Genomic DNA, 14,160 nt, shown 5'->3' on the forward strand with positions numbered 1-14,160 from the left:
TCCAAAGGGGTATTTTCGCAACTTTATTTAAATTAACTGTTGGATTATTAGTACAGCCTCATAGCCAAAATAAATACCAAAGCAAATTAAAATAACACCTGCTGAAATGGAAATCCATTTCATTACAGTAGCGTTTACAAAGCGTCTACCAAAATGTATGGATGTAGCCATGAATAAATCCCATAGCATAATACCTGCAAAAATAGCTGTACTATACCATAGTGCTTGTTCTTTTCCAATTGTATTTATTGCACTAGTAAGAACAGAACCGTAAATTCCTATCCAAAATACAATGTTTAATGGATTTGAAATTGCAATTGCAAATCCTGCTAAAAAAGATTTGAGAGGATGTTCTTTTTCCCCAGTTAAGGAATGATGCACTTGTTTAGGAGCATCCTTAATACTTTCATATCCTAAGTAAAGCATGGTAATAAAACCAAAAATCCAAATACAGAGTTGAGCAATTGGAGTTGTTAAAAAAGTGGAAACCCCAAAATAAATGAGTAACATCATAATTACATCAGCTGACATGGCACCTAATCCAACAAACCAAGCACTCCAAAATCCATTTTTAATGCCTTTATTTATTTGAGCCACATTGATTGGACCCACAGGAGCAGAAAGGGAAACACCTAACAATATATAACTAAAGATCATGCTAATCATGTTTTTTTACACCTGTAATCGGACATCTCATTACGCTTTCTTCATTTGTTTCAGGCAAAATATACTGTTTCCACTCATGTGAATTTTCAGCACCATAATCACCTATATCTGGATGCATTGAAATATTATCGTAGGCTAATAAGCGTTTCCTAATAACTTTACGGACTTGTTTTCCTTGTTTGGTATCACCTGTAATATCATCTAAGGTTCCGCGGGGTTGAAGGGTAATTTCAAGACCGTTCTCTGTATATCTGCTTTGTCTTTCAGCATATATAGGTGCTCGGCAAACTACAAATATAGGTTCTCCAGCAAAACAAAATTCCCATTTAGCATGGTAAGGATCTGTTGGGATTTCTGGATTCCATGGTTCAGGATCATTTTCGATTAAAAATTGTAGTACATTCCAAAATTGTTTTTTATATTCTTCTGCTAGTAATTGCTTACTTGAGGGTTTGAAGAAGATTACTAGCGTGGTCCGTTTTGCAATTTGCTGATATGTTTTTATATATTCATAAATTCCATCTCTAAGCTTTAGTAGCTCTTTTTGATCATAAGCTGAATCAATAAAAAGATATCTGGACCAACCATGTTTTTCGGAATCTACTGCAAAATAGCAAGGAAACGGTTTAGAATTATCCATAATACTTTTGTGGAAACTGTTGTAAGCGTTTATTTTCCAGTTTTCTAAGAAATCGTTGTTCTTTTCATCAAGAATTCTATTTTGATTATACAAATAAGATTTGGTTAATTGGATTACCACTGTAATCCCTCCTTATTGTGAGTATAAAATCATTGATTGTTTTCATAAATTAAAATGTTGTTTTTCACTATATTTAAAATTTTATTGATATCCTCCGTGTGTATCTCAATTGTTAACTCAGGTACGCCTGGAGATAGTAGAAATTTATTATAATTATAGATTTTTTTATCTATAATAAGGGTAACCTCATCCTGATACCCAAAAGGAGCTACACAACCGGGAACACAGGAAGTCTTTTCAACCAACTCTTCAGATGAACAAATTGAAACTCTCTTGCCAATTAGTTCTTTCATTGATTTTGAATCTAATTTTTCGCCTTCAATCGTAACTAGTACATAATTATGTCCGGTTTTATCTTTTAGAAATAAACTTTTACTTGGAACACCTTCTAAATTAAATCTTTTTCGTATTTCTCTATCTGTATCATAATCCAGATTGGGTTCATGCTTGTATTGCTGGTAAGAAATATTAGCTTGATCTAATAGTTGTATCACATGATTATACATAATTATCCTCCTTTATGATTTATGAAGTACATAAAAACTTTTTTTCAAAGTTAATTCTTGTTAATGTGTGTTTATGAAAAGGCACTTATAAAGTAATAGGGTTTGGTATCGGAAAAATTCAATATAAGGGTTATATTGGAATCTTTTTTAATATGTTAAACTTTTTCACTGTAGAAAGGTATTGATAAAATTTCTTTTAAATACGGAAATTCCGAGATAATTTTATTTTCGTAAATTTAGAAAAATGATTTTGATATTGAATAAGAGAATTTGTTTTTAAAGATTAAAATGTATCATTTAATGTTTTGCATGTAGTTTCCTTAGGCTTGTTACAACAAGGATTGTTCTCCATATAATTACATATTACTCTCGGTAGGAGTATTTAGGGCTTGGTTTGCTTCTTTTTTCATTATTAACAAAACAAGTATTATACTAATAACCAGTGAACTAACTCCAACTGATATGAAAGATGAGAATTGAAAAATTTTAACGTCCCAGAACAAGCCAGACAGGTAAGCTCCTAATGCAGCACCTATACCCATGGTAAGAACTGTGTAGGTAGTTTGTCTTTGGCTAATTAAATCTTGGTCTGCATTTAAACTTAAAATGTTCATAGCACAAATGTGATATAAAGCAAAGGTAAAAGCATGCATTAACTGTGAAATTACTAATAAAGTGATGCTTCCGACAAAAAGTTCTATTAATGTCCATCTTAGAATACCTAAAATAGAGCACAATAAGAGAATAGATGAAACATTCATATATTTTAGAAGCCTATGACCATAAGCGAAAGTAACAATTTCGCATATAACTGCAAAAGCAATTAATGAACCTATTGCAAAACCAGTATAATTATTTTCCAACAACTTAATAGAAAAGAATCCATAATAAGGTGCATGTGTTAATTCAAATAAGAAAAATACAGAATAAAAAAGCAAAAGTTTTCTTTCAATAAAAATACTTTTTGATTTTTTTTTCGTAACCTCAATTGGTTCAAGGCGAATTAGTAGAATAGAGGAGATTAACAACATAAACCCTAAAAATATTAATATAAACCAAAAAGATAGTGGGCCGAATTTAATAAGAGCATGACTTGCCCAAACTGAAAAGAAAATAAATCCGATGCTTCCCCACATTCTAATGGTTGAGTATCGTTTCATGTCACCATTTAATTTTGATAATGAAATGGTTTCTATGTTGGGTAAAATAGATATCCAAAAAATATTTAGTAAGGAGAGTGCTATAACTATAGCCAAGCTATTTTTAACTTGAGTACCAACAAACAGAACGACTAAAAGGAGAACGCATTGTATAAGGTATATGCTTGCTAAATTTCTATTTAGTTTTGATATCAGTAGGAATACATATGGTCCTAGTATTCTGGCTAGAATTGAAATGCCAAGGATTATCCCTATCTCTTTGCTACCAAAGTGTAACTGATTTAAAAAAAGGCCGGTTAGCGGAACTACAATAGCAAATGTTGCAAAGTATGAAAAGAAAGTAAAGGAACAGTACTTATCAAATGTTTTCATTTTTATCCACCTCTTTATTAAGATTGGTATTGTTATAGTAGTGATTGATCTGTATTAAGAACGTTTTTTTATAAGTTTGTAGCAACTTGTACTTAAAATTAATATATTCAGTTCTTAAGTGTATTTTATAATGCGGTTTAAATAATTTTTCTCCCAATGATTAGTGGTTTGTAAATTGGAAAAATAATATATTTAGTGATCTTCCACATGCTTGAAATAATTCTTAGTGTCTGGCGTATTTTCAACAGTAATATTTTGGAGAGAAGCCTTTTGTGTTTGTTCCTTCATAGATTAGAAAGTTATTTAATATACAAGTAAATGGTTTATGTTTATAGACTGTATTTTTAACTGAAAGGAGGTAGTAGTTCTTATAATGAAACCAGTCCAGTATAAAATTCTACAGACTATCCAACCAATAAACTTCTTTTAAAAACATACTAATTTGAAGTTATGTTCCACATTGAGTATTTCGAATTTATTGTTGGTAAATGTAAGTACGTATTAATATGAAATCAATTGTAACACCTCCTTTTTTATTATTCTGAAAATACAAAAAGAAGTATACAATAATTTTGATTTAATTGGAATATATTTCTTCGCAGATTTTAATGTATAACGGATTATAACTAAACATAATTAAAGATAACTAGATATAATTAAGTTTGAGTATTTTCAGTTTTTTTTTTCGCAAAAAATTTCTCTTATGAAATAAAATCGCATATTTCGACATGGGATATTGTTATTTCATAAACATTTATTACATTTTTTCAAAAAAAATGAGGATCCACAATACTTTACTTGTTTAAATTGAGTGGATATTATTGTACAAATGTTTCTCAAAAAATAAATCTGAAAATATAGAAAAATTAGAATTTAAACTATAGTGAGAATGTTGTGGTATGTTCTGTTTGCAAGAATTAAATTTTGTACAAGTAATGCTTTTGGTAAAAGGAGGAGATACTAAAGTACTTTTTGTAGGTAATTTATTTATTGTCTTTTATTAAGAAGGGAGAAAAATTATGAAAACAATTAAATCATTTTTATTATGTGCCGTTTCTGTTTTTATGCTCGCAATTTTTACAGGATTCTCTCCTGCTCTGGCGGAAGAAAATGTTAATAAAACTGAGATAAAAGTATTTGCTGCTGCAAGTTTAAAAGATGTTTTAGAGGAAGTTACAGCTAATTATGAGAAAACTCATGGAAATGTAAAGTTTACTTTCACTTACGGTGGTTCAGGCTCACTTCAACAAATGATTGAGCAAGGTCAATCGGCAGATCTATTTATCTCTGCTGCTGAAAAAAATTTCACGCCCCTAGTTGAAAAGGGGTATATCAATCCGAGCCAAGCTATTAATTTTTTAGGGAATGAATTAGTATTGGCAACACCAATCGAAAATAATATTGTGCATAGTTTTTCAGACTTGAACACAAATAATGTGCAAAAGATAGCTATTGGTAATCCTGCAACAGTACCTGCTGGAATGTATGCAAAACAAGTATTTGAAGGGCTGAACCTGTATGAAGTTTTAAAACCTAAATTTGTATTAGCAACTGACGTAAGACATGTATTGTCGTTGATCGAAACGAAGCAAGTTGATGCTGGGCTTGTGTATAAGACAGATGCACTCATTTCACCTCAAGTAAAAATAGTTGATACAGCAGATTCTAGTTTACATGATCCTATTATTTATCCAATGGGTGTTCTTAAAGCGACACTGTCTCCAGTTGAAACTACAGAATATTATAACTATCTTCAAACGGACCAAGTAAAAGAAACATTTGTAAAATACGGATTTTCAGTGCTAAATCAGAAACAGGGATTAAACAAAGAAGCATAAACATAAATTGTAGATTTTGTACAAACTTAGAGTATCCACCATTAGATAAAAAATATTTAGTGGTGGATACTTTCTTGTTTTATAAATATCAAATTAAGTATTAACTATAATTAGATAAATAAAGAAGTTTTAATTCTTTTTTAGGAGCTACTTAAAATGAATTCTATGTTTGAAGTTGTCATATGTGATTTAGATGGTACTTTGCTAAACAATAATAAAGAGATTAGTAATAGGACATTAAAGACTATACAATCTTTAAATCAAATGAAAATACCTGTTATTCTTGCAACGGCAAGAGCACCAAGAGATATAGAAACTTATTTAAAAGAATTAGCACTTGATACTCCTAGCATTTGTTACAATGGGGCATTAATTTTTGATAATAGAAAAAGTGAAATACTTACGTCTAATATGATTGATATTTCCATAGTGAAAAAATTATTTGAAGTATTAAGAGAAGAAAAAAGCATTGAAAATTTTTTAGCTGAAAAAAATAACGAATTTTGGGTGGATGTAATAGATAAAGATGTACAGTGTTGGATTGATGCGGGGTGTCCACCACATGCAATAGGATATCCATCTACTTTTTTAGATGACCATTTATCTAAGTTGATCGTTAGGGGGAATACCGAATTTATTATCAGAATTTTGGAAAAACAATTCAAAGAACACTTAATTTATACATTTTCTGACTCCCGTAAAGTTTGGTTAGAAATTTTGTGTAAAAATGCAGGGAAAGCAGAGGCTGTAAAGTGGATAGCGAATCACTACAGTGTCCCACTTTCAAACATAGTGGCCTTTGGTGATGCAGAAAACGATATTGGAATGTTAGAACTAGTTGGTATGGGGGTTGCTATGGGGAACTCTGGAAAAGATGTGCAATTAAGAGCGAATTGTATTGCACCAACAAATGAAAATGATGGTGTAGCACACACTTTACGTGGGATTTTTTCTATATAAAGACTATAACTTATAAAGGGAAAGGATAGAATCTAATGACGAAAAACGGTTTGTTATATACATGTGGTAAATCAAAATCGATGTATCATGGTGAGGAAAATGATTCAATTATCATGCATTTTTTGGATAGTGTATCTTCTTATACACAAAATAAAAATGCTCGAATTATAGGAACTGGAATACTAAGATGTGAATTTTCTTCTCACATATTTGAGTTGCTCCATAAAAAAGGGGTACCGAATCATTATATATCCAATATAGGAATGGGGAGAATGAAAGTTAACAAATTAGATATGATTAAATTGGAGATAATTCCTCGAAATATTGCAGCTGGTTCAATTGTAAGGAATTATCCTATCCAATATGGACAAGTTTTTAATCAGCCTATTTTAAAGTTAGACCTCAAATATTCAAACGATCCGATGATGAATTCCGATTACATTGTTGCAATGGGCATTGCTACTAAAAGAGAAATAGAAGTTATAAGAGAGATAGCTTTTGAATTAAATGCTATTTTAAAGGGTTTTCTTTTGGAAAGAGGAGTAAAATTAGTTGATTTTAAGTTCGAAATGGGAAGAAATGCAGCAGGTGAGTTGGTAATAGGAGATGAAATTTCTCCAGATGGTATGCGTCTTTGGGATATAGAAACAAACCAATCTCTAGATAAAGATGTATTTCGTTACAACAAAGGGGACTTGGTACATGCTTATGAAGAAATATTGAAACGTATAATGCCAGTAGAGAGTATGAAATAATAAGATGAATAATGTAGATGTGAATTTTATTGAATACTCAACTGATACAGCTAGTTTTGAGTTATCTCCAGAGAGAGAACCGGTTTTATATGTAAATCCAGGTCAAGAAATCTCAATGGAGATCATGAATGCATTTTCACAAGAGACGGATAATGAAGAGGAACTAAATAATGTAATTAATAAAGGCAAACATCATCCGTTTACAGGGCCGGTTTATATCAATGGAGCATTGCCAGGAATGACGGTAGCTATAAAAATTAAAAATATTCATTTAGCAAAGCATGCATATACATGTATTTCGCGTTCTTCAGGAGTTTTGAAGGGTCAATTCACAGAACGAAATTATAAGAAAATAGAGATTAAAAATAATAGGATAGATTTTGAGGGAATTGATTTACAGGTTAGACCTAGCTTGGGAGGGATAGGACTAGCTGATCCCTTTAGAACAAGAAATGGTGCAACATGTAAATACGGAGGGAATTTAGATATCCGCTGGTTGGTTGAAGGAACAACAATTTATTTACCAGTAGCTGTCGAAGGTGGTTTATTATACGCTGGTGATTTACATGCTTTACAAGGAAATGGAGAACCCTCAGGGATTGCTTTAGAGGCATCAGGCACTTTACACATAAATGTAAATATATTTGAAAATAATATTCCTACTCCCATTTTACAGGTAGAACAAGGACTTGTAATAATTGGCTTTGGGGAGACATTTGAAGAAGCTGTTAAGATGTGCGTAGATACTTCTACAAAGATAATAGCTCAAGCAAATCATATGAATCAGGCAGATGCTTACATGTTATTGGGATGTACCTCGGACATTGTTATTGGGCACTTAACAGGGAGAATTAAAAGTGTAGGAGTGTTAATTCCATTTGAAGTTTTACGTATAGAAGATGTACTGATTAAAAAGTAAACAAAGAAGAAAATGAAAAATTATTAACATTTGATTTTATATTTTCTATGAAGAGAGGAATCACTTTGTCAGTTAATGAAGAGTTTATTACAATTGCTCTTTCAAAGGGACGCTTATTATCAGAAACCTTGCAGATTCTAAGAGCAAGTGGGATTAATACCCCCGTAGATTTAGAGAGTTCGCGTGAACTGTGTTTTGAGTTAAGTGAACAAAATTTGCGCTTTGTATTGGTAAAATCAGTAGATATTTTACTTTTTTTAGAGAAAGGGATTGCTGATTTAGGCGTTGTAGGAAGTGATTTACTATTAGAAAAGGGTGAAGGTTTTGTAGATATACTTGATCTTAAAATTGGGCAGTGTGAACTGTGTGTATGTGCAAAACCTGGAATAAATATAAGAGATGTAAAATCTGTAGCAAGTAAATATCCTGTAATTACAAAGAAATATTTTGATCAGCAATACCATGATATAGAAGTGATACATTTAAATGGTTCGGTGGAAATTGCTCCAGTATTGAATATGGCGGATTGTATTGTAGAAATAGTGCAGTCAGGTAAGACACTTGCCGAAAATGGATTAATAGTCTATGAAAAAATTGAAGAGATTTCAGCAAAAATAGTTAAAAGAAAAAAATCATTATGTGAAAAAGAAAAACAAATTAATGATTTTTTAGCAAACTTTAATAATTATTTTTATAACATTAATGTGCCATCTAAGTTATAAAAATAACATTTTGAGAAAATAGGTGGTGTTTTGAAGTGAAAATAATAGTAATAACTGGTGCAAATCGCGGTTTGGGATACGGAATTGCAAAATCATTTGCGGAAAAAGGGCATAAGGTTATTGGATTGAATCGGACTTTGTGTAAAGAAGAATGGTTAGAAGAAATTAAATGTGATCTTTCACAAAAGATAGATATTGAAAAGTCTGTTGCCGAGATAATTAGACGATATGGGAAAATAGATATATTAATAAATAATGCAGGTATAAGAAGATTTAATAACATTTCAAAGATAACAGAACAAGATTGGCAAGACAGTATAAGTACAAATCTTTCAGCCCCATTATGGTTGATTCAGTTTACTGCCCCTATGCTAAAGCAGAGTAAAGGGCTAATCATATTCATTGGAAGCCATGCGGGTGAATACTATTTTGAGCAAGGTGTTGCATATTCAAGTACAAAATCTGCTTTGCACGCAATGGCAGAGGCAGCAATACAAGATTTAAGATACGAAGGAATACGTGTTAGTCACCTATCCTTAGGAGCAATTGCCAACAGGTCGATGGAAAATGATGAATGGAAAATGCGCCCACAAGATATAGGTCAATTGGCTGTTGCAATCTCAGAATTACCATCCAGCATAATGCCTGCTTTTGTAGAAGTTCGGCCTTCTATGCCAAATAGGTCTCCAATTTCTGGATTGGAAAGATTACAGTATATATAGGTGTATTAGTGATGATTTTCTTTTTCATCCCCATTTTGTTACACAAAAATGGGGGTTTTTGGGGTTATCTTTAGAAAAGATTACTTTACAAAAACGAATTATAATTGAGCTGGGGATTAAAAGAGAAAACTGTCTATTGTGAATTTGAAAAAAGAATAACTATTTATTTAATATTTTTAATTAAACTAGTAATCCTTTAATAGAGGCTTTACTAAGTATACTATCGTACGAAGAGGCTTTTGATCAGCTCAGCTTTTTTTCAGATTATCAAGAAAAAGAAAAAAACTTATCTGCACATCATAGGTATCATGCATTATTACGATTAACTCGTTTCTTTCAACCAATTGGTCAAACTCTAGATTTAGAAAGAAGGTTTTCTCGTTTTTTACGTTATGGTTATGTAAATCGTAATCCTTTACAAAAGCAACATATTCAAGTATTAAATGAGCTACATCAAAAATTGGTTGAAAAAGAAGAAATAGGTTTATCACCAGTCATAAGGTCAACTGCATCTAGTTTTACATTAATGGGGTTCCCAGGTGTTGGGAAATCTACCGCTATAGAGAGAATTTTATCTTTATATCCACAATTAATTATTCATCAGTATCCAATTAACACAATTCAAATTGTATGGTTAAAGCTGAATTGTCCGCATGACGGTTCTTTAAAATCATTATGTCAAAACTTTTTTGAAAAGATAGATTCATTGATAGGGACAGATTATTTCAAAAAATATGGTAGATCCCCTAATTCAGTAAGTTCAATGGTAACAAGAATGGGACAAATTGCAAGATTACATTGTCTAGGTGTTTTAATCATTGATGAAATACAACATCTTTTATCTACAAAAGGTGATGCATCTGAGAAGATGATGAACTTTTTCGTGACACTTATTAATGAAATTGGAATACCTGTTATGATGATCGGGACAATGAGAGCAAGGGCCCTTCTACAGAAGGATTTTAGACAGGCGCGTCGTGGAAGTGGTCAAGGAGATATGGTTTGGTAGCAAATTGATAATTCTGAAGATTGGGAGGTTTTGATTTCAAGTGTATGGGATTATCAGTGGACAAAAGAACATATCGAACTTAATCAAGATTTTATTAATTTAATATATGAAGAAAGTCAGGGGATTATAGATATAGCAATAAAAATATTTATATTAGCACAGGGGCGGGCTATTGAAACGGGTATAGAAAAAATTTCATTCGGCTTAATTAAACAAGTAGTTAAAGAAGATTTAAAGCTTGTTCAACCAATGTTGAATGCACTTAAATCTGGAATAGAATCGGAAATTGCAAAATATGAAGATATTATAGTTTTAGATTTACAAGAGTATATGTCAAATCAACATTCAATACTTGATATGAAAGCCAGAATCCAAGAGAAAAAGGAAAGAATATCAAAAGAACGTCAAAGCAAAGAGTTAAATAAATTAGAAAAATTGATTTTAGCTCTGATGAATTTAGAAGTAAATGAAATAAATGCCGAAAAATTAGCTAAGAGCGTAATAAATAAATTTCCTAACTTTACGATTGCGCAATTAATGAAGGAAGCGCTTCAACAAATTAGTAACAATGAAACAAAAACAGAGAAAAGTAAAAATGAATTGTTTAATGAAAATGTTTTACAATCATTTATTAATAAGGGGAAAAAGAAAAAACAGTCAGCTTATGAGACATTATTTGAAAATGGTTATATAAAAAAAACTCTAAAATAAATTTCTTAAATGGAAGAGTGATAATATTAGTATTCTTATTTATTATACAGGTTTATAAATAATGTTATGGGTAGTTTTTTTATAGTCATAGGGAGGCGTTTATTTGTTACCGTATTTTCCAAGTCTATATGAAGATGAGCTTATTTATAGTGTTTTTGCGCGTTATTATAACCATATAGGTAGTCCAAGTAGAAAGTTGAGTATAAGAAGAAAAGATTTGATTCCAGGTAAATCATGGACAATTAGTACTGATTTACCTACTTCTTTAAATAACATAATGAAACGATTAAACATATTTGCATATCCATCTGTAGATTCTTTAATAAAAAGAAATACTTTGTATTTCTACTATACAAATTTTTTTGGAAAAGAGATAAAAGAAAAAGTATGGGATGTTATGTGCAATGGTGGGAATGTTAATGTAATAAGTCTTATTGGAACAAGAGTATATACAACAATACAAAATCAGTACTTTAAGTATTGTCCGTGTTGTGTAGCTGACGATTATGAAAAGTTTGGAGAAACGTACTGGAGGTTACAACATCAGATACCTAGTGTATTTATTTGTGAGAGACATGAAACATACTTGTTAGATAGTACTGTGGTATATAAATATAGTAATACCCAATATTTAGAGCCACCTACTATTGAGAACTGTCCAATAGTAAGAAAGGAAGTAGCTTATTCGGATAGGACTAAAATGTATCTTAAATATATAACTAAAGAAAGCATTCTTCTAGCTAATAATAATTACAATTTCAAAGATGTGAATCAAATATATCGTACAATCTTAACCCAAAAAGGATATATAAATAAAAATGATTTAATTGATAGAAAAAAGTTACTTAAAGATTTTTTAGAGTTTTATGGAGAAGAATTATTAATTCTTATGAATTCAACAATCACAGATAGTGCGAACTGTTGGCTTATCAAATTAATTAGAACTCATTATACTTCGTTTCATCCTATCCGACATATATTACTTACTATTTTTTTGGGTAAATCCGTGAAAAATCTAACTGAAAATAATGAGGGGAAAATTAATCTTTTTGGCGAAGGACCATATATTTGTTTGAATAAAGCAGCAGAACATTATAATACTCGTATTATAAAAACAGTCGAAATAAAAACATTTAAAGATAAAATAAAAGGGGTTTTCGAATGTAATTGTGGATTTAGTTATTCTAAATTGGTGCCGGATCATATTTCCGATGAAAAAACGTATTGGAAAATTGAAAAATACGGAAAAATTTGGAGAGATAAGCTATTTGAGCTAAGATATGTTGAAAAACTATCAATTGCTAAGATAGCGAGAATATTAGGTACATACGGTGCTAAAGTAAACTATCATTTAAAAAATGAATTGTGTCTTGAGGATAGACAAGAAGAATTAAAACATCAAAATCGAAGGAGATATTTAGATTTAAAAGAAAAACATCCTGATTTTTTAATCATGCATCTAAAAAGAATTGATACGAATTTAATCGCATGGCTGTATAAAAATGGATAATGGAAAATAAGCCGAATGTTAAATATAGGCGTGATAACAATTCTAACACTTATAGAGAAGTGAATTGGCCGGAAAAAGATCAAGAATATTTACATAAATCAAGAGGCATTTTAGATAAATTATACCAGATTGAGCCTCCAATACATGTTACTAAAAATCGAGTAGCAAAAGAGTTAGGTATAAAGGGGTTTACAGGATATGAAAAGAGAACACCTAAAACTGTACAGTATTTACAGATGCATACTGAAGATAGAGAAGGTTATCAGTTGCGAAAAATTAAATATATTATCCCTATATTGATTAATAAAGGAGAAAAAATTATTAAAAATAACATACGAAGTTATGGATCCGTTAAATGTTTCGAGTTTAAAAACCCTGAAATGCAGAAAGAATTTATTGGACTAAGAGAGAAGTATAATTTTTAATATATATAGTGTACAACTATATTGTTTTAATAATCGTCTTGATTAATTATAGAGGCAGTTAAGGAATAACTTTATTGTAAATGTTTGTAAATATAAATGAAAAACAGAGAATCATATACTTTATGATGTATAACTATCTTGAAACAAAACGCTTGTTTCTATAACTTTTTTTGTTACTATTAATAATGAATAAAAATAAAGTATTAGGGGAAATAAAATGAAAAAAGCAATTGATCATATCGGAATCGCAGTTCGTGATATAGATAGTACGATACGTTTTTATGAACAGGTTCTATCAGGGAAATTAATAGATCGTTACGTAAGTGAAGCACCAGGTGTGGAAAGTGAAGTCGCTATTATAGAAGTGGATGGAGATAGAATTGAACTACTTGCACCGACGAATAATACAACATCACCAATTGCCCGATTTATAAAACAAAAAGGGAAAGGTGTTCATCACGTTGCATATCATGTCGATGATTTAGATGTAGCTTTAGAAGAATTAAAAAAACAAGGTATTCGAACATTAGAGCATACACTCCGAATAAATAAACATGGCAGACGATTAATTTATCTGAACCCAGCGGATACAGAAGGAACGATTATTGAGTATTGTGATTATCCAGAAGAGAAATAAAGGGATTTTATTATTGAAAAGGGTATTGCATAATAACGTAATACCCTTTTTATTTATGTATTTGCTATGTGCTTACAACAGACAGATATCTTTTCAAAAGATATCTGTTTTCTTGCTATATGTAATATGAAGCATAAGTTTGTCGGAACGGCAAGTTTATGCTTCCAAGATTTGAAGAGTATTTTTAAAGTCGTCTTTAAGTGTTTAAAAGAAGATGTGATGTTTTGAATGTATAATTTTTGGGATGTTTATTCGAAATACGAAGAAATGTTATAAACACAGTGATTGAAATAAATCCAAAGTAAACTTTTGGGTAAAAGTTTACTTTAGGATTTCGAATCATTTATAGCTAATTTTGTAATAAATTTATCAATATAGATATACACTTCATTTAAAAAACTTTGCAACAGAACTGGATAGACAATTAGTCATTAAAAATACAAAAATCTATTATTAGGAAATATTGCTGCAGGCCAGAACAGCTCCTC

Annotated in this window: 13 protein-coding genes and 1 pseudogene; 10 read left to right on the top strand and 4 right to left on the bottom strand. The window is 30.7% G+C overall.

Annotated elements, in window-relative coordinates:
- Positions 1-27 precede the first annotated feature (27 nt).
- From ACTFN4_RS10225 to ACTFN4_RS10240, 4 genes are all read right to left on the bottom strand, one after another.
- Positions 28-666, bottom strand: a complete 639-nt coding sequence (locus ACTFN4_RS10225; RefSeq protein WP_078421669.1) for a LysE family translocator — start codon at positions 664-666, stop codon at positions 28-30.
- Entirely contained in the window at positions 659-1,426 is a 768-nt protein-coding gene (locus ACTFN4_RS10230) for a YqcI/YcgG family protein (RefSeq protein WP_017673922.1), read from the bottom strand. The genes ACTFN4_RS10225 and ACTFN4_RS10230 overlap by 8 nt, the downstream gene beginning before the upstream one ends.
- Positions 1,427-1,455: 29 nt before the next feature.
- Complete coding sequence (locus tag ACTFN4_RS10235) at positions 1,456-1,932, bottom strand: YbaK/EbsC family protein (protein ID WP_000282323.1); 477 nt, start codon at positions 1,930-1,932, stop codon at positions 1,456-1,458.
- A 356-nt stretch (positions 1,933-2,288) separates the two neighbouring features.
- The gene (locus ACTFN4_RS10240; RefSeq protein WP_065223476.1) at positions 2,289-3,464 is read right to left on the bottom strand and encodes an MFS transporter; all 1,176 of its coding nucleotides are present in this window, start codon (positions 3,462-3,464) and stop codon (positions 2,289-2,291) included.
- Between the two features lie 1,019 nt (positions 3,465-4,483).
- Here ACTFN4_RS10240 and modA point away from each other — a divergent pair.
- The 10 genes and pseudogenes from modA (at position 4,484) to ACTFN4_RS10290 (ending at position 13,672) form a co-directional block, all read left to right on the top strand.
- Entirely contained in the window at positions 4,484-5,302 is an 819-nt protein-coding gene (modA, locus tag ACTFN4_RS10245) for a molybdate ABC transporter substrate-binding protein (RefSeq protein WP_439962267.1), read from the top strand.
- A gap of 156 nt (positions 5,303-5,458) precedes the next feature.
- The gene (locus ACTFN4_RS10250; protein ID WP_439962268.1) at positions 5,459-6,262 is read left to right on the top strand and encodes a Cof-type HAD-IIB family hydrolase; all 804 of its coding nucleotides are present in this window, start codon (positions 5,459-5,461) and stop codon (positions 6,260-6,262) included.
- A gap of 35 nt (positions 6,263-6,297) precedes the next feature.
- Positions 6,298-7,017, top strand: coding sequence for a phosphoribosylaminoimidazolesuccinocarboxamide synthase (locus tag ACTFN4_RS10255; protein ID WP_000164571.1), 720 nt, complete (start codon positions 6,298-6,300; stop codon positions 7,015-7,017).
- A 4-nt stretch (positions 7,018-7,021) separates the two neighbouring features.
- Positions 7,022-7,936 carry an acetamidase/formamidase family protein gene (locus ACTFN4_RS10260; RefSeq protein ID WP_439962269.1) on the top strand — a complete coding sequence of 305 codons (915 nt, stop codon included), beginning with the start codon at positions 7,022-7,024 and terminating at the stop codon, positions 7,934-7,936.
- 65 nt (positions 7,937-8,001) lie between these two features.
- Entirely contained in the window at positions 8,002-8,658 is a 657-nt protein-coding gene (gene hisG / locus ACTFN4_RS10265; protein ID WP_098512112.1) for an ATP phosphoribosyltransferase, read from the top strand.
- 35 nt (positions 8,659-8,693) lie between these two features.
- Positions 8,694-9,380, top strand: coding sequence for an SDR family NAD(P)-dependent oxidoreductase (locus ACTFN4_RS10270; RefSeq protein ID WP_000692393.1), 687 nt, complete (start codon positions 8,694-8,696; stop codon positions 9,378-9,380).
- A gap of 190 nt (positions 9,381-9,570) precedes the next feature.
- Positions 9,571-11,100: pseudogene (locus tag ACTFN4_RS10275) on the top strand (ATP-binding protein); the annotation flags it as partial.
- Positions 11,101-11,203: 103 nt separating this feature from the next.
- Positions 11,204-12,610 (top strand): TnsD family Tn7-like transposition protein, encoded by a 1,407-nt coding sequence (locus ACTFN4_RS10280; protein ID WP_439962271.1) that lies wholly within the window; start codon positions 11,204-11,206, stop codon positions 12,608-12,610.
- Positions 12,610-13,035, top strand: a complete 426-nt coding sequence (locus ACTFN4_RS10285; RefSeq protein ID WP_017673913.1) for a hypothetical protein — start codon at positions 12,610-12,612, stop codon at positions 13,033-13,035. Before ACTFN4_RS10280 ends, ACTFN4_RS10285 begins: the two co-directional genes overlap by 1 nt.
- A gap of 217 nt (positions 13,036-13,252) precedes the next feature.
- Positions 13,253-13,672, top strand: a complete 420-nt coding sequence (locus ACTFN4_RS10290) for a VOC family protein (protein WP_017673912.1) — start codon at positions 13,253-13,255, stop codon at positions 13,670-13,672.
- Positions 13,673-14,160 lie beyond the last annotated feature (488 nt).

Source organism: Bacillus cereus group sp. MYBK95-2, from assembly GCF_051915225.1.
In the GTDB taxonomy this organism is placed as follows: Bacteria; Bacillota; Bacilli; order Bacillales; family Bacillaceae_G; genus Bacillus_A; species Bacillus_A cereus.